The sequence below is a fragment of the Amaricoccus sp. B4 genome (genome assembly GCF_043226085.1).
In the GTDB taxonomy this organism is placed as follows: Bacteria; Pseudomonadota; Alphaproteobacteria; order Rhodobacterales; family Rhodobacteraceae; genus Amaricoccus.
Window position 1 is genome coordinate 133,722 of sequence record NZ_CP171225.1, and the last position, 15,535, is coordinate 149,256.

Here is a 15,535-nt window from a genome sequence, read left to right on the forward strand (position 1 = left end):
GCCGCATCATGCGCCGTGTCGTCGTCACCGGCCTGGGCATCGTATCCTCGATCGGGAACAATGCCGAGGAAGTCACCGCCGCACTCAAGGCGGGCAAGTCGGGCGTGAGTTTCGCGCCGGAGTATGCGGAGCGAGGGTTTCGCAGCCAGGTCCACGGAAAGCCGGCGCTTGATCCGGCCGAGCATATCGACAAGCGGCTCATCCGCTTCATGGGCGATGGCGCAGCCTTCGCCTATCTTTCGCTCCAACAGGCGATCGCGGATGCCGGCCTCGAGCCCTCCGATGTCTCGAACGAGCGCACCGGGCTGATCGCGGGCTCCGGCGGACCTTCGACGCGCAACATGTTCGCCGCCCACCAGATCGTGCTCGAAAAGGGCAGCCCCAAGCGCATGGGGCCCTTCATGGTCACGCGCTGCATGTCCTCGACGGTCTCGGCCTGCCTCTCGACGCCCTTCAAGATCAAGGGCATCAACTATTCGATCACCTCGGCCTGCTCGACCTCGCTCCACTGCATCGGCAATGCCGTCGAACAGATCCAGTTCGGCAAGCAGGACGTGATGTTCGCCGGCGGCGGCGAGGAGCTCGACTGGACGCTTTCCTGCCTCTTCGACGCCATGGGCGCGATGAGCTCGAAATACAACGACACGCCGGAGAAGGCCTCGCGGGCCTTTGACGCCAATCGCGACGGTTTCGTGATCTCGGGCGGCGGTGGCATGGTGGTCCTCGAGGAGTTGGAACACGCCAGGGCACGCGGCGCGAAGATCTATGCCGAGGTGACCGGCTATGGCGCAACCTCGGACGGCCATGACATGGTGGCGCCCTCGGGTGAGGGCGGCGAGCGTGCGATGCGCCTTGCGCTTGCCGGGCTGCCGGCCGAGCGCAAGGTGGGCTACATCAACGCTCATGGCACCTCGACGCCGGTCGGCGATGTCGGCGAGGTCGAGGCGGTGCGCCGGGTCTTCGGCGAAGGCACGACGCCGCCGATTTCCTCGACCAAGTCGATGACCGGCCACAGCCAGGGAGCGACCGGCGCCCAGGAGGCGATCTACTGCCTCCTGATGCTGAAGGACGATTTCATTGCGCCCTCGATCAATGTCGAGACCCTCGATCCGGCGCTGGCACCGGCCGAGATCGCGACCGCCCGGGTCGATGCGGCCGGGCTCGACACGGTGATGACCAACAGCTTCGGGTTCGGCGGAACCAACGGCTCGATGCTGCTCAGCAGATTTCATGGGTGAAGCATGGCACAACTGATGGCCGGAAAGCGCGGCCTGGTTCTGGGGGTGGCGAACGACCACTCCCTGGCATGGGGCATCGCGCAGGTGCTCGCCGCGCACGGGGCCGAGATGGCGTTCACCTATCAGGGCGAGGGGTTCGGGCGCCGGGTCAGGCCGCTTGCCGAACAGCTCGGCGCCGGCATCATCCTGCCCGCCGATGTGCAGGACGGCGCCTCGCTCGATGCGCTCTTCGAGCGGATCGAGGCCGAATGGGGCAGCCTTGATTTCCTCGTCCATGCCATCGCCTATTCCGACAAGGCCGAGCTCGATGGGCGATTTGTGGACACGACGCGCGATAACTTCCTGAAATCTCTTGATATATCCTGCTACAGCCTTGTGGAGCTCACCCGGCGTGCCGCCCCCTTGATGACGAATGGCGGTTCGGTCGTCACGCTGAGCTACATTGGCGCGCAGCGTGTGACGCCGAACTACAACGTGATGGGTATCGCCAAGGCCGCACTCGAGAGTGCAGTGCGCTATCTCGCCAACGATCTCGGGCCGGTCGGCATCCGGGTGAACGCGGTGAGTCCGGGGCCGATGCGGACGCTTGCGGGGGCCGCGATCGCGGGCGCGCGCAAGGTCTACAAGGTCACCGAACAGAACGCGCCGCTGCGCGCCAACGCCTCGCTCGAGGCTGTCGGCGGTGCTGCGCTCTACCTGCTCTCCGATCTCTCTGCGAGCACGACAGGCGAGACGCTCTTTGTCGACGGGGGCTTCCACATCCTCGGGATGGCGCAGCCGGAGAACCTCTGAGCCCCTTCCGTCAGTGTCATGTCAGCGGCGATCCGTCAGACTGGCATAGATGACGCCGAGGAGGACGCCCGGAATGAAGGGTCTGCTTGCTGCCGCGCTGATGTTTGCCATCCTGGCGGGTGCAGCCACGCTCGCCGCTGCCACGTTCGAGGATTACGAACGGGCGCGGGCGGCCGTGGCGCGCGGCGAAATCCTGCCGCTCACGGAGATCCTGCAGCGTGTCGAGGCCGAAACCGGTGGACGGATGATCGAGGTGGAGTTCGAGATCGAGGACGGCCGGCACCTTTACGAGCTCGAGCTGATCCAGCCCGACGGCCGCATCGTCGAAGTCACCGTCGATGCGGCGAGCGGCGAGACGCTGGCGATCGAGGATGAGGACGAGGACGACTGATGCGCGTGCTGGTCGTCGAGGACGATCCCCGAATCGCGGCCGATGTGGCCGCCGCGTTGGAGGCTGCGGGCTTTGCGGTGCGCTGCTGCGCCGATGGCGAGGAGGCCTGGTTCCTCGGCGATACAGAGACTTTCGATCTGGTTGTGCTCGATCTCGGTCTTCCCGGACTTGACGGGCTTTCGGTCCTGAAGAACTGGCGCGGTGGCGGTCGGCACATGCCGGTCCTCGTGCTGACCGCCCGTGGCGCCTGGACCGAGCGCGTCGAGGGTATCGAGGCCGGTGCCGACGACTATCTCCCGAAACCCTTTCACATGGAGGAACTGGTCGCGCGTGCTCGCGGTCTCGTCCGCCGTGCCGCAGGTCAGGGCACGGCGATACTGCGGATCGGTACGGTTCGCATCGATACGAACCGCATGGCCGTCACGGCTGGCAGCGTGCCTGTGCCGGTCTCGCCGCTCGAATACCGGCTGCTCGCCTATCTCGCCCATAACCCGGACCGGGTGATCGCGCCGACTGAACTGCTCGAGCATCTCCATGGTGATGAGGATGCGCGCGAGGTGAACGCGCTCGAGGCGCTGATCGCGCGGCTTCGGCGCAAGCTCGGCGCCGAGGTGATCCGCACCCGGCGTGGATTTGGCTATCTCGCCGGGGACGGCAGCGGCTGATGTGGAATTCGCTGCGGCTGCGGCTCGTGCTGGCGGGCGCAGCCTCCGTTGTGCTCCTGCTGACGGTGGCGGCCGTAGGCCTCGGCATCCTCTTTGAGCGCCACGTGGAGCGCCGGGCGGTGGGCGAGCTCTCCTCGCACATCGACCAGCTTATCGCCGGGCTCGAGCGCGGCCCCGAAGGCAGTCTCGAGATGCGCAATCCTCCGGCGGATCCGCGCTACCAGCAGCCGTTTTCCGGCCACTACTGGCAGGTCGATCTGGCCAATGGCGTGCAGCTCGGCTCGCGCTCGCTCTGGGACAGCCCGCTTGCGCTGCCGCCCGTCGCCCGTACTACCGGACCGCTGCGGGAATATACGCTTATAGGGCCCGAGGGGATGCCGCTGCTCGTGGTGGAGCGTCGCGCGATCCTGCCCGCAAGCCTCGGCGGCCGGGCGGTGCGCGTGGTCGCGGCAATGGACCGGGCAGAGCTGCGCCAGGCCTCCCGCGCCTTCCTGCGCGATCTGGTCCCGTTTCTTGGCCTCCTCGGCGCGGTGCTGATCGCGGCGGGCTGGGTTCAGGTTGCTGTCGGGCTGCGGCCGCTCGCAGCCGTGGGCGCGCGGGTTTCGGCGGTGCGCTCCGGGGCGGAGAGCCGCCTTGGCGCGGCCTTTCCGCGCGAAGTGCAGCCGCTCGCGGCGGAAGTCGATGCGCTGATCGCCTCACGCGAGACGGATGTGGAGCGCGCCCGGGCGCGCGCGTCAGATCTCGCGCATGCCCTGAAAACGCCGCTTCAGGCGCTCTTCGGAGAGGCCCGGCGGCTCGCGGACCGCGGCGCGGGCGAGAGCTCGGCGGCGATCGAGGAAGCGGTGCGCATCATCCAGCGCCATGTGGATCGCGAGCTTTCCCGCGCCCGGATCGCCACGGGCGGCTGGGCGGTCTCGAGTGATCCGGCGGCGGTCGCGGCCCCGATCCTGCGCGTGCTGAAGCGGACCCCGGATGGCGCGGGGCTCGAGATGGCGGTGCACGGCGACGCGGGGCTCCGGGTCCGCATCGATGCAGGCGATCTCACCGAGGCGCTCGGAGCACTTCTTGAGAACGCCGCGCGCCATGCCCGCAGCCGGGTGAGCGTGGAGATCCGGCGCGAGGGGCACGAGAGCGTGATCGCGGTACGGGACGACGGGCCAGGGGTCGCCGCAGACGATCTCGCCCGGCTTGGCGCGCGTGGCGCGCGGCTCGATCTCGCCCGGCCTGGCACCGGGCTCGGCCTCGCGATCGTCTCCGACATCTGCGACGCATCTGGTGGCACCCTCTCGCTTGCCAATACCGGCGAAGGCTTCGAGGCTGCGATCCGCCTGCCGTTGGCCGCGCCGGCGGTGGTCTGACACTTTCCTGACACGGCGCGTCAGCCCCCTGTCAGGCCCGGCGTGCGAGAGGAAACGCAGCCGCCCCATGAGGCGGATCTGTGACTTCAATCGGAGGGAGCCAGGGAATGGCAAGGATCAACGGCACGAACGCAGCAGACATCCTGCGGGGCACGGGCCTCGGCGACCGCATCTACGGGTTTGCCGGAAATGACGAGATCCATGGCAATGACGGCAACGACTACATCTCCGCAGGATCGGGCGATGACGATGCCGAGGGCGGCCGCGGGGCCGACCGGATCTTCGGGGGCACCGGCAACGACGACCTTGAGGGTGGCGGCGGCAACGATCTTCTGAACGGCGGCGACGGTAATGATGAGCTCGAAGGCAACAGCGGCCACGATACGCTCCAGGGCGGCCGGGGCCGCGACGACCTCGAGGGAGGCTCGGGCAACGACCGGCTTTACGGCGGGGCAGGGCGAGACACGCTCGAGGGCGGCGCAGGCAACGACACGCTGCTCGGTGGCCGCGGTGCCGATGTCTTCGAGTTCGATTTCGGTGACGGCTACGATGTGGTTCGCGATTTCGAGGATGGGCTCGACCGGATCGACGTGACCGATTTCGACTTCGCAAATGCCGCCGCAGTGCTTTCGCGTGGCGTGCAGCAGGACGGAGATGTGGTCTTCAGCTTCTCTGCCGACAGCTCTGTCACCTTCCGCAACACCGAGCTCTCGACCTTTGACGCCTCGGACTTCCTGATCTGAGCGCGGGCGGCAGGGCGAAAATGCCGCCGGGCGAAATCCTGCCCCAGACGGCGTTTCCGTCGTGAAAGGTTTTGCTCTAGCCTCATCTTCCCGCAGTGCGCCGGCCGATTCCGGCGCGCTGCGGCGACAGGGAGGACGCGCGGATGAAAAGGGTCGCGATTTTTGATGCATATGGCACGCTCTTTGATGTAAGTGCTGCGGCTAGACATCTGGCCGGAGAGCCAGGAGGGGAGGAATTCGCCGCGATCTGGGAACAGGTCGCACGGGACTGGCGTCTCAAGCAGCTGCATTATTCCTGGTTGCGTGCGATTTGCGGCGCGCACACCGATTTCTGGAGCGTGACGCAAGACAGCCTCGATTGGGCGCTGGATGCCGCGGGAGTGCCCGACCCAGCGCTGCGCCAACGCCTTCTTGCCCTCTACTGGACATTGGATGCCTATCCGGAAGTTCCGGAGGTCTTGAGGCAATTGAAGGATGGCAGGTTTGCCACAGGAATTCTTTCGAACGGATCGCCTGGCATGCTCGATGCCGCCGTGGAAAGCGCCGGGATCGGCGAGCTGGTCGATGCGGTTCTCTCGGTCGAGACGGTGGGCGTCTTCAAGCCGGCACGCGCCGTCTACGATCTCGTCGGCAGCACCTTCGGGGTCAGCGCCGGGAACGTTCTCTTCATTTCATCTAACGGTTGGGATGCCGCTGCGGCCGCCGGTTACGGGTTCCGCACCGTCTGGGTCAATCGCAACACAGAACCGCAGGAGCGTCTGCCATGGAAACCGGACTGGATCTTGCCGAATCTCGAGGATGTTCCATTGATCGCGGCCAGGCCATGAAGCATTTCGTCACTTCCGATGGTCTTTCGCTTGCCTACGAGGACGAGGGTGAAGGCACGCCGATCCTCTGCATTCCCGGCCTCACCCGCAACGGCGCCGATTTCCTGCCGGTGGCCGACGGATTTCGCGATGTCGCGCGGATCATCCGCATCGACCTGCGCGGCCGCGGCGCCTCGCAGTACGACGACAATTTCCTCAACTACAACGTGCTGACGGAGGCGCGGGACGTCATCGAGCTGCTCGATCATCTCGGCCTCCCGCAGGTGACGGTCTTCGGCACCTCTCGCGGCGGGCTTATCGCGCTCGCCCTGGCTGCGCTTGCCCGTGACAGGCTCCGCGCTGTACTCCTCAATGACATCGGCCCGCATGTTGATCCCGAGGGCATGGCCCGGATCGTCGGATTTCTCGGCCTTCCGCCCGTGGAGAAGACGCTTGACGCACTCGCGGAGCGGCACGCGCGCGAGACCGCGGCGTCCTTTCCGGGCGTGAGCGTGGCGAAGTGGCGGAGCTTTCTGGCCGGAAACGTTCGCGAAACGCCCGAGGGGCTTGAACTCTGCTACGACAGCCGGCTGCGCGATGCGGTCATCACCCAGCTCGAGGAGGGACCCGCGCCCGATCTCTGGCCGGTTTTCGACCTTTTCGCGGGGCTCCCTCTGGCAGTGCTCCATGGTGTCAATTCCGACATCCTCACCCATGAGACCGTGGCGGAGATGCGGTCGCGTCGGCCCGATCTCACCTATGTGCCGGTGAAGGACCGCGGGCATATTCCGTTTCTCGACGAGCCCGAGTGCCAGACGGCGATCCGGGCCTTCATCGCGGCCTTGCCGGCATGACCGATATTGCCCGCATCGAGGCCGCGGCCGGCCGGCTCGAGGGCCATGTCCGCCGCACGCCGCTGCTTTCCGCACCCGGGATCGACCGCATCGCCGGGCGGCGGATCCTCGTGAAGGCCGAATGCCTGCAGATCACCGGCTCCTTCAAGGCGCGTGGTGCCTGGTCGGCAATCTCGGCGCTCGAGCCCGAGGCCCGCGCCCGCGGCATCCTCGCCTATTCCTCCGGCAATCACGCGCAGGGCATTGCCTGGGCGGCGGCGGCGCACGGCGTGCCCGCCGTGATCGTGATGCCGTCGGATGCGCCCGGGGCAAAGATCGCGGGAACGAAGAGCTACGGCGCGGAGGTCGTGACCTATGATCGCGCAACCGAGGTGCGCGAGGACATCGGCCGGGTCATTGCCGCCGAACGCGGCATGACCCTCATTCCGCCCTACGACCACCCCGACGTCATCGCGGGTCAGGGCACCGTCGGGCTCGAAATCGCGGCCCAGGCGCAGGAGGCGGGAATCGCGGCGGCGGACGTGCTGATCTGCTGCGGCGGTGGCGGGCTTTCGGCCGGGATCGCGCTGGCGCTTGCCGCAAAGGCGCCCGACCTCCGGCCGCGTACCGTCGAGCCGATGGGCTTCGACGACACGGCCCGATCGCTGGCCGCCGGAAAGCCCCTGCGCAACGCTCATCTCAGCGGCTCGATCTGCGATGCGATTCTGACGCCTGAACCCGGCACACTGACCTTCCCGATCCTGCATCGGTACGCGGGGCCCGGCCTTACCGTGACCGATGCGGAGGCGTGCGAGGCCATGGCGCTCGCCTTCCGTCACCTCAAGATTGTCGTCGAGCCCGGCGGCGCCGTAGCCCTCGCCGCGGCACTCTTCCGCGGCGAGGGCATTCCGGGCGAAGCGATCATAGCGGTTGCAAGCGGCGGCAACGTCGATGGCGGCTTCTACGCCGAGACGGTCGCGGGGGCCTGAGCCCCGCCTTCACGGCAGGTCGGGTGCAATCAGGTAGAGCGCCTTCAGCGCAAGCCCTGGGGTTGCGCCCGGAAACGCGCCCTGAAAGATCTCGCGCATGGTGCCGCTCGCATAGAGCTGGCTCAGCGCGCGGTCGACCACGAGGCGGAAATCCGCATCGCCTCGGCGCAGCGCCAACCCCTGCTTCTCGATCGTGAGCGTGTTGTCAGACATGGTGAAGTTTTCGGACAGGTCGCTCTTGTGGAAGAGCTCGTAAAGGATCGACTGGTCGCCGAAATAGGCCGAGATCTCGCCATTCTCGAGGCCCGCCAATCCCGCGTCGTGGGTGTCGAAGGCCACGATCTCGGCCTGCACGCCCGCCGCCTCGAGCGAATTGGCGAGGATCTCCTCGGTGGTCGTGCCAGCACGCACGCCGACCTTCTTGCCTGCCAGAGCGCTGAAATCCGTGCCGCTCCCGACCGGAAGCAGCACGGCCGTGCCGTCGACAAAGGTCGGTATCGAGAAATCGACCGTCTCGCGCCGCTCGATCGTGATGGTTGCAGCGCCGCAAAGCAGGTCGATATCGCCGTTCGCGACCTTTTCGAAGCGATCCTCCGCGTCGACGGGCACGAAATTCGCGTTCAGATTCTCAAGCTCCAGGTCGATCGCGATCAGCTCGGCGACATGAGCGCAGACCGTGGGCGTGTAGCCCGAGGGGCGCCCCTCGGCGTCGACGTAGGAGAGCGGGGCCGCATCGCTGCGGATGCCGAGCCGGATCTCGCCGGTTTCGCGGATGTGGTCGAGCGTCTGTGCCGAAGCGGGCAGGGCCGCTCCGAGCAGCGCGAACGACAGGGCAAGACGGGCAAGGGGACGCATCGCGAGATCCTTCTGCGGCGGACGAAGATCTCGACCCTAGACCAGAATCGTGTCGGATTGAATCGCAATCTGAAAAAGGATTTTGGCTTATTCAAAGGGTTAGAGCGAAGCCACGCCAGACCGTAGGCGTTCGGAGCTGGACATTCAGGCGCGGTAGCCGCCGCATTGCAGACCGGGCCGGACCCTGTCGGCCCGGCCCTACTCTGACCTGTCTGTCGTGAGAAAGTCTGCTCAGGCGGAAACCTTGCCGATGAAGTCGGTGAACTTCTCGAGATAGCCCTTGAGGAAATTCTGCGTCGCCTCGTCAGTGATCGTACCGGACTCGTCGATGAGGCCCTCCGGGTATTCAAGGTAGACCTCCGGCTGGCCCATGAGGATCATGCCTTGACCCGCGACGACCGAGCGGAGATGAGCCTGCGCGGCGGCTGTGCCGATCTTGCCGCCGGCGGCGCCGACGATGCCGGCGGGCTTGCCGGGCCAGGAGGACTTGCCCCAGGGCCGCGAGCCCCAGTCTATGGCGTTCTGGATCGCAGGCGAGAACGAGCGGTTGTATTCGGGCGTCGCGAAGAGCACCGCATCGGCGGCCTCGACGCTCTTCTTGAGCGCGAGCACGCCCTTTGGTGGATCGGCCCAGAGGTCTTCGTTGTAGAGCGGGAGATCGAGGCTAGGATAATCGAATTCCAGCGTTCCTTCGGCGAGCTTTGCGAGCGCCTCGACGAGCTTGCGGTTGACCGAGCCCTTGCGAAGGCTTCCGACGAGCACCGATACCTTGAGCATCTGTCCCTCCTTATCGTGTTTCGTGTTGGCCTTGATATGTATCGGGAGAATAGCTGCTTCAACCGGAAACGGATCGGTTATCCGCAAACAGGTTGAAGGCATTATAGAAACAAAGTCGGATAAGGATCTCGCGCCGGGCCAGGGCTCCGCCAAAAAGATCTGTGCTTGAAGCGAAGGTCGAGCACAGTCTTGCGGTCCTTGGAGAGCTGCGACAAACACTCAATCTGAAGTGGTTTTTGGGGCTTGGAAAACCGCGCGGTTCATCTGCGTGAGCCTTCGTAAACACCCGGCCGTGCGAGGGTGTTGTGCCTGTTACGATCTTTGTCTTCGTGCTGTGAAAAAGGGCTGGCGTCAGCGGGCCGGAATGCCGATGTTCGCGGAACATTCCGAAGAAACATGTTATCAGTTCAATGGGATAACTGGAAAATTCACGGCGAAAAATCTTGTTTTCACCGTGAAAATATTTGTGTGACGCGGGTGGTCAGGCTGCGACCTCTGTGCGCTTCTTCATCGCGGCGACGAAGCGCTCGAAGAGGTAGAAGCTGTCCTGCGGGCCGGGGCTCGCTTCCGGGTGGTGCTGGACCGAGAAGACCGGCCGGCCTTCGATGGCGATGCCGCAGTTCGAGCCGTCGAAGAGCGAAACATGAGTCTCGATCACGCCCTCCGGAAGGGTCTGGCTGTCGACCGTGAAGCCGTGGTTCATCGATGTGACCTCGACCTTGCCGGTCGCGAGTTCCTTCACCGGATGGTTCGCGCCGTGATGGCCATGGTTCATCTTGATGGTCCGGGCCCCGAGGGCGAGGGCGAGCATCTGATGGCCGAGGCAGATTCCGAAGACAGGGAGGTCGGTGGTCTCGAGGATGGTCTTCATCATCGGCACGGCATAGACCCCCGTCGCAGCCGGGTCACCGGGCCCGTTCGAGAGGAAGATCCCCTCCGGATCATGAGCGAGCACATCCTCCGCCGTCGCGGTCGCCGGCAAGACCGTCACGTCGCAGCCCGCCGAGGCGAGGCAGCGCAGGATATTGCGCTTCGCGCCGTAATCAATTGCGACCACACGATGCCCCGGCGTTTCACGCCGTGCGTAGCCTTCCGGCCAGGCCCAGCGCATCTCGTTCCAACGGTAGCTCTGAGCGCAGGTGACGTCGCGGGCGAGGTCCATGCCCTCGAGCCCCGGCCAGGCCTTGGCGCGAGCAAGCATTTCATCGAGATCGAAATTCCCATCCGGATCGTGGGCGATTACCGCATGCGGGGCACCCTGAAGCCGGATCGATCGGGTAAGTCTTCGGGTATCGACACCGCCGATCCCGATCCGCCCGCGCTTCTCGAGCCAGTCGGAGAGCGTTCCCGCCGCGCGCCAGTTCGATGGGGCGGTCGGATCCCACTTCACGATCATGCCAGACGCCACGGGCTCGGCGGTTTCATCATCCTCGTCGTTCGTCCCCACATTGCCGATATGGGGGAAGGTGAAGGTGACGATCTGCCCCGCATAGGAGGGGTCGGTCATGATTTCCTGGTAGCCGGTCATGGCGGTATTGAAGCACAGTTCCGCCACGGCGGTACCGGTCGCGCCGAAGCCGGTGCCGTAGAAGATCTGGCCGTCATTGAGCACGATGCAGGCGGTCGGCCTGCGCGCCCCCGCGGGACCCGCGACCAAGGGCTGGTCGGTGTGGGCGAGAAACTGTGGCATCTGCGAATCCTGGATGTGACATTGCGGAAAATAAGGCCTGACACCGGGGGGGTCAAGAGGTGCGCTTCAGTAAAAAACATTAAATAACAATGGCTTATGCGTTACTCCGTTGCCTTGCGGCGGTTCGGTGACAGGAGTATAGTCAGTCCCTCTGACCTCCTGCAGGTTAACGGGACATGGGTGAAGGATGCTCCGAGAGAGACTTTCAGGCGATCTGAAGGCTGCAATCAGCGATGATGATGCCGAACGGATTGCGACTCTGCGTCTGATTTGCGCCGCGGTGAAGGACCGCGACCTAGCAGCCCAGCGCAGTGACAATATCCAAGGCGTGAGCGACGGGGATATCCTCGCGATCCTTACGAAGATGATCAAGCAGCGCGAGGCAAGTGTCTCGGGCTACGAGGAATCTGGTCGGCTTGATCTTGCCGAACAGGAACGGAATGAAATCAGCATCATACGTGAATATCTTCCGCGCCCTCTGACGGAGCGCGAAGTGAGTCAGGCGATTGCCTGCGCCATAGAGCACACGGGCGCGCGATCCGTTCGCGACATCAACCGTGTCATGGCACACCTCAAGGCGAAGCACACAGGCCGCATGGACTTCGTTCAGGCCTGCTCCGAACTGAAGAACGCCTTCCGGTAGGCTTCCCCGGACGGCCGGAACATACGGTCTGTAGATGAACGGCTTTCGAACGCTTGCACCTGAGGAAGGTGTCACGCTGGTCGCGCGCGCGCTCGAGCGCGTCAACTGCGCACCCGATATCGCGCTCTGCGTTGCTGCGGCGCTGGTGCGGGCGGAGGCCGACGGTCAGAAGGGGCACGGGCTGTCGCGTGTGCCCTATTACGCGGCACAGGCGCGGGCAGGTAAAGTCGATGGCCATGCCAAGCCCTCGCTGGGGGATGTTCGGCCGGGCCTGTTTCGGGTCGACGCCGCGCATGGCTTTGCCTATCCCGCGATCCGCATTGCGATGCCAGAGCTCGTCTATCGGGCGCGCATTCAGGGAATCGCCGCCTGTGCGATCGCGCGATCGCATCATTTCGGTGTGGCCGGCCATCATTGCGAGGATCTCGCTCGCGAGGGGCTTGTCGCTTTTGTCTACGGCAATGCCCCGAAGGCTCTGGCACCCTGGGGGGCAACGGCCCCGCTTCTCGGCACCAATCCGATCGCGTTTGCCGCACCGATGGCGGGAGAGCCGCTGGTAATCGATCTTGCGGTCACGACGGTCGCCAAGGGCAAGATCATGGCGGCCGCCCAGAGCGGCGCGCCGATCCCGGAAGGCTGGGCGTACGGGCCGGACGGCGCGCCCACGACCGATGCAGCGCTTGCCATGAGGGGCACGCTTGCCCCAATGGGTGGCCCGAAGGGCGCGGCCCTTGCTCTCATGGTCGAGGTCATGTCTGCCTGCCTCGTCGGCTCCGCACTCGGATCGGAGGCCTCCAGTCTCTTCGACGACAAGGGCGGTCCGCCGGATCTCGGCCAGACGATTCTCGCACTCGATCCGGATGCGCTCTCCGGGGGGGCATTTGCCGGGCGGATGGAGGCCTTGGCGGCGAACTTCGAGGCACTCGGCGCGCGGCTTCCCGGATCGCGGCGGCTTGCCGCGCGGGCCCAAGCGGGACAGAGCGGTATGAGCGTGCCGGAAAAACTTGTGGCGGAGATCGAGAAACTGGGGGCAACTGCATGAAGAAACGGCATTTTGGCAAGGTGGACCAAGGCCAGGTCGAAGAGCTGGTTCTGGAAAGTGCCGACGCCGCGGTCTCGATCCTCAACTACGGCTGCATCACCCGGGACTGGCGGGTCGACGGGCCGCGCGGCAGCCTTCCGATGGTGCTGGGCTTTCCCGATATCGGCTCCTACGTGCAGCATTCGCGGGGGCATGGCGCAATCGTGGGGCGAGTGGCGAACCGGACCGCCAATGCGGAATTCAAACTTGAGGGCAAAACCTATCATCTCACCCGCAATCACGGGCCGAAGCAGCAGCACCATATCCACGGCTGCCTCGCGGACAGACTCTGGGAGATGGAGGGCGACAGTACCGGCGAAGCGGTGCACCTGCGCTATTTGAGCCCGGATGGCGAGGATGGGTTTCCTGGAAGCGTCGATTTCCGGGTGACCTACCGGCTTGAGGGTCCGAAGCTGGTCTGCGAGATGTCGGGCCTGCCGGATCGTCCGACACCGATCAATCTGGCCCACCACAACTACTTCAATCTTGGGGGCACGGGCACCGTGCGGGATCATGTGCTCTGGATCGATGCGGAGGATTACACCCCCCTCGATGCTGAAAACATTCCGCTCGGGACGATTGCACCGGTCGAGGGCACGCATCTCGACTTTTGCGACGCCCGGAGCATCGAGGAGAGCGATCCCGAGCGAAAGGGGATCGACAATAATTACATCCTGCGGCCGGGACGGGACCAGTCCGATCCGGCAGCCTGGGCGAGCTGCCCGCGGACGGGCCTGCGGCTCAGGGTCTGGACCGACCAGCCGGGGCTTCAGATCTTCAACGCCGCCACCATGACGATCGGCGCGCCGGGGCTCGGCGGCGAAACCTACGGGCCCTTTGCGGGGCTCTGTTTCGAGGCGCAGCATTACCCGGATTCCCTGCACAACCCCGACTGGCCGAGCATCATCCGGAGCCCGGAGACGCCCTATTTCCAGCGTCTCGAGGTCGAGATCTCGAAGGGCTGAGCCCCGCTGAAAGTGCCCGGCGAATTGCCCCATGGCGCTGCATTCGCCAAGGTTGAGGCATGAAAGGTGGCAATCAGTTGACGCGCCCGGGCTCTTCTTCCGGTAATGCGGGCTCAGGTACCGCGCGCACATGGCTTCCGATCGCATGTTTCTGCCGGTAGATCACCACATAGACGGCGCCATAGAGCAGGATCACGATTACTCCGACCCATTCGATGCGGAACGGCGTAAACTGATAGGCCATCACCAGCGCGATCTGAATGGTGAAATGCAGCGGGAAGTAGACCTTCCGGCCAAGGCGCTCGATGTCGATGGCGAGATTGCTGCTGTAGAGCCGCATGAGTGAGTCGAGCGAGTTCACCACGAAGACGATGCCCACCGCGACCATGGCCATGTTGAGCCATGTGGGGATCGTTATGTCGCGCTGAAAATAGATGTAGATCACGCAGAACCAGATTCCGAGCGGGATGGCGGGCAGGAAGATCATCGCACCCGCCAGGCGCCAGGCGTGGAGCCCGGTCACGAAGGTCGCGACGAACTGGCCGATCATGATGCTCCAGGCAAACCACCAGAACAGGTAGAACTCATGGTATTCCGTGATCGGTGTCGTGAAATGGAGGATATTCGGGAAGTAGTCGAGCAGCGAGAGTACATTGGCGAAGAGCGCTGAAAGGCCGGCGCCGCTGAAGACATAAGCTGCGGCGATCAGCATCACCAGCGTAAGGCCCACGAACATCCAGGTCGAGGTGACGGCGAGCCACTTCATGAAGTTGACGTTCGAGCTCGAATAGACTGCCGAGCCGATCACCGCGACGGTCAGCACCCAGCGTGTCCAATCGGGGATACCTGGAACGTAGCTCGGGAGCGCGCTCATGAAGAGATAGCAGGTGAAGGCGGCGGTTGCGATTACCGTGAGGTTGTAGACCCACTTGACCAGCGGGATCTCGAATACCTGCAGCTTCGGTTCGAGTTTGACGAAGTAGAAGGTCGAGAGGAAATACATGAGCCAGACGAGCGGCCCCCACATTCCGAACTCGACAGCGAGCGGATTGGAAAAATCATAGGCCGGGTCGTCGGCATAGATCGGGAACTCGGTCAGGGGCAGCATGACAAGCCCCATGTCGAGACCGGCGGTGAAGAGGAGTGCCACGAGCACAAAGGTTGTCACGGGCATGGTTCCGACGCACCGGACGCGTCCCCACCATAGAATGACGAACAATCCGCTCAAAAGCGTGATGGCATAAGCTATGCTGATGACTTGGGTCATTCCATATTCTAGGCAATCGAGATCATTTCGACAACATGGAGGACTAAAGCAGACAAAATTCGGCACGCGCCGCATAATGCATCTAGCAAAGAAATAGTATTTAATTTGGTTTTTTATTTTCCGTGTTGGGGTTTTATTTCCAGGCTTCCGAGTGTGGCCGCCACTCAGAGTGTTACGGGTATCCGGCTGAACCTGCAGGCCGGGCGGCAGTAGTTGACCGCGCCAGTTCCGGCATCGGCGGCTTCCCTCTGGACGGGGCGGTCTGGGCCGGGTCGCTCTCACCTCCCGATCAGGCTGTTGATCGCTGGATGGCCGAAGACAAGGGTAAACGAGACGGTCCGGCCGATGGTTGCTCTCTACCTAAACCTCTTGGCTTACGAATGACTTGCAATGAATCGGGGAGTGGCAACTCCTGCGCGTAGCCGGCGAGGGTGGGGGCGAT

16 protein-coding genes are annotated in these 15,535 nt (G+C 64.4%); 12 read left to right on the forward strand and 4 right to left on the reverse strand.

Annotated features, from left to right (window positions below):
* The first annotated feature begins 8 nt into the window (after positions 1-8).
* From fabB to ACF66B_RS00695, 9 genes are all read left to right on the forward strand, one after another.
* Complete coding sequence (gene fabB, locus ACF66B_RS00655; RefSeq protein ID WP_111428729.1) at positions 9-1,238, forward strand: beta-ketoacyl-ACP synthase I; 1,230 nt, start codon at positions 9-11, stop codon at positions 1,236-1,238.
* A 3-nt stretch (positions 1,239-1,241) separates the two neighbouring features.
* Entirely contained in the window at positions 1,242-2,030 is a 789-nt protein-coding gene (locus tag ACF66B_RS00660) for an SDR family oxidoreductase (RefSeq protein WP_111428728.1), read from the forward strand.
* Positions 2,031-2,103: 73 nt separating this feature from the next.
* Positions 2,104-2,421, forward strand: coding sequence for a PepSY domain-containing protein (locus tag ACF66B_RS00665; protein WP_392663668.1), 318 nt, complete (start codon positions 2,104-2,106; stop codon positions 2,419-2,421).
* A complete protein-coding gene (locus tag ACF66B_RS00670; RefSeq protein WP_111428727.1) occupies positions 2,421-3,086 on the forward strand; it encodes a response regulator transcription factor in 666 nt (221 codons plus the stop codon). Before ACF66B_RS00665 ends, ACF66B_RS00670 begins: the two co-directional genes overlap by 1 nt.
* A complete protein-coding gene (locus ACF66B_RS00675) occupies positions 3,086-4,444 on the forward strand; it encodes a sensor histidine kinase (protein WP_392663670.1) in 1,359 nt (452 codons plus the stop codon). Before ACF66B_RS00670 ends, ACF66B_RS00675 begins: the two co-directional genes overlap by 1 nt.
* A 107-nt stretch (positions 4,445-4,551) precedes the next feature.
* Positions 4,552-5,187, forward strand: coding sequence for a calcium-binding protein (locus tag ACF66B_RS00680; RefSeq protein ID WP_111428725.1), 636 nt, complete (start codon positions 4,552-4,554; stop codon positions 5,185-5,187).
* Between the two features lie 143 nt (positions 5,188-5,330).
* Positions 5,331-6,014, forward strand: coding sequence for a haloacid dehalogenase type II (locus ACF66B_RS00685; RefSeq protein ID WP_111428724.1), 684 nt, complete (start codon positions 5,331-5,333; stop codon positions 6,012-6,014).
* Positions 5,951-6,847 (forward strand): alpha/beta fold hydrolase, encoded by an 897-nt coding sequence (locus tag ACF66B_RS00690; protein ID WP_392663673.1) that lies wholly within the window; start codon positions 5,951-5,953, stop codon positions 6,845-6,847. Before ACF66B_RS00685 ends, ACF66B_RS00690 begins: the two co-directional genes overlap by 64 nt.
* Positions 6,844-7,815: a threonine/serine dehydratase gene (locus tag ACF66B_RS00695; RefSeq protein WP_111428955.1), complete on the forward strand. Its 972-nt coding sequence runs from the start codon at positions 6,844-6,846 to the stop codon at positions 7,813-7,815. The genes ACF66B_RS00690 and ACF66B_RS00695 overlap by 4 nt, the downstream gene beginning before the upstream one ends.
* Before the next feature lie 9 nt (positions 7,816-7,824).
* On the opposite strand, the gene ACF66B_RS00700 is transcribed toward ACF66B_RS00695, so the two are convergent.
* From ACF66B_RS00700 to carA, 3 genes are all read right to left on the reverse strand, one after another.
* Entirely contained in the window at positions 7,825-8,670 is an 846-nt protein-coding gene (locus ACF66B_RS00700; RefSeq protein ID WP_111428722.1) for an amino acid ABC transporter substrate-binding protein, read from the reverse strand.
* Positions 8,671-8,901: 231 nt separating this feature from the next.
* On the reverse strand, positions 8,902-9,447 hold the full coding sequence (locus tag ACF66B_RS00705) for an NADPH-dependent FMN reductase (protein WP_111428721.1): 546 nt from the start codon (positions 9,445-9,447) through the stop codon (positions 8,902-8,904).
* A 481-nt stretch (positions 9,448-9,928) separates the two neighbouring features.
* Positions 9,929-11,137: a glutamine-hydrolyzing carbamoyl-phosphate synthase small subunit gene (gene carA, locus ACF66B_RS00710; protein WP_111428720.1), complete on the reverse strand. Its 1,209-nt coding sequence runs from the start codon at positions 11,135-11,137 to the stop codon at positions 9,929-9,931.
* A gap of 187 nt (positions 11,138-11,324) precedes the next feature.
* Between carA and ACF66B_RS00715 the strand changes: the two genes are divergently transcribed.
* The 3 genes from ACF66B_RS00715 to ACF66B_RS00725 are packed head-to-tail and all read left to right on the forward strand — an operon-like array spanning position 11,325 to position 13,826.
* A complete protein-coding gene (locus ACF66B_RS00715; protein ID WP_111428719.1) occupies positions 11,325-11,780 on the forward strand; it encodes a GatB/YqeY domain-containing protein in 456 nt (151 codons plus the stop codon).
* A gap of 34 nt (positions 11,781-11,814) precedes the next feature.
* Positions 11,815-12,822, forward strand: a complete 1,008-nt coding sequence (locus ACF66B_RS00720) for an Ldh family oxidoreductase (RefSeq protein ID WP_111428718.1) — start codon at positions 11,815-11,817, stop codon at positions 12,820-12,822.
* A complete protein-coding gene (locus ACF66B_RS00725) occupies positions 12,819-13,826 on the forward strand; it encodes an aldose epimerase family protein (protein ID WP_111428717.1) in 1,008 nt (335 codons plus the stop codon). Before ACF66B_RS00720 ends, ACF66B_RS00725 begins: the two co-directional genes overlap by 4 nt.
* Positions 13,827-13,899: 73 nt before the next feature.
* Here ACF66B_RS00725 and ACF66B_RS00730 read toward each other — a convergent pair whose 3' ends face one another.
* On the reverse strand, positions 13,900-14,994 hold the full coding sequence (locus ACF66B_RS00730) for a BCCT family transporter (protein WP_392663679.1): 1,095 nt from the start codon (positions 14,992-14,994) through the stop codon (positions 13,900-13,902).
* Positions 14,995-15,535 lie beyond the last annotated feature (541 nt).

Coding starts and splice junctions, on each gene's coding strand:
- ACF66B_RS00715 (WP_111428719.1), top strand. CDS start 11,325: ATGCTCCGAGAGAGACTTTCAGGCGATCTGAAGGCTGCAATCAGCGAT.
- fabB (WP_111428729.1), top strand. CDS start 9: ATGCGCCGTGTCGTCGTCACCGGCCTGGGCATCGTATCCTCGATCGGG.
- ACF66B_RS00675 (WP_392663670.1), top strand. CDS start 3,086: ATGTGGAATTCGCTGCGGCTGCGGCTCGTGCTGGCGGGCGCAGCCTCC.
- carA (WP_111428720.1), bottom strand. CDS start 11,137: ATGCCACAGTTTCTCGCCCACACCGACCAGCCCTTGGTCGCGGGTCCC.
- ACF66B_RS00660 (WP_111428728.1), top strand. CDS start 1,242: ATGGCACAACTGATGGCCGGAAAGCGCGGCCTGGTTCTGGGGGTGGCG.
- ACF66B_RS00680 (WP_111428725.1), top strand. CDS start 4,552: ATGGCAAGGATCAACGGCACGAACGCAGCAGACATCCTGCGGGGCACG.
- ACF66B_RS00705 (WP_111428721.1), bottom strand. CDS start 9,447: ATGCTCAAGGTATCGGTGCTCGTCGGAAGCCTTCGCAAGGGCTCGGTC.
- ACF66B_RS00720 (WP_111428718.1), top strand. CDS start 11,815: ATGAACGGCTTTCGAACGCTTGCACCTGAGGAAGGTGTCACGCTGGTC.
- ACF66B_RS00725 (WP_111428717.1), top strand. CDS start 12,819: ATGAAGAAACGGCATTTTGGCAAGGTGGACCAAGGCCAGGTCGAAGAG.
- ACF66B_RS00670 (WP_111428727.1), top strand. CDS start 2,421: ATGCGCGTGCTGGTCGTCGAGGACGATCCCCGAATCGCGGCCGATGTG.
- ACF66B_RS00690 (WP_392663673.1), top strand. CDS start 5,951: ATGGAAACCGGACTGGATCTTGCCGAATCTCGAGGATGTTCCATTGAT.
- ACF66B_RS00695 (WP_111428955.1), top strand. CDS start 6,844: ATGACCGATATTGCCCGCATCGAGGCCGCGGCCGGCCGGCTCGAGGGC.
- ACF66B_RS00685 (WP_111428724.1), top strand. CDS start 5,331: ATGAAAAGGGTCGCGATTTTTGATGCATATGGCACGCTCTTTGATGTA.
- ACF66B_RS00700 (WP_111428722.1), bottom strand. CDS start 8,670: ATGCGTCCCCTTGCCCGTCTTGCCCTGTCGTTCGCGCTGCTCGGAGCG.
- ACF66B_RS00665 (WP_392663668.1), top strand. CDS start 2,104: ATGAAGGGTCTGCTTGCTGCCGCGCTGATGTTTGCCATCCTGGCGGGT.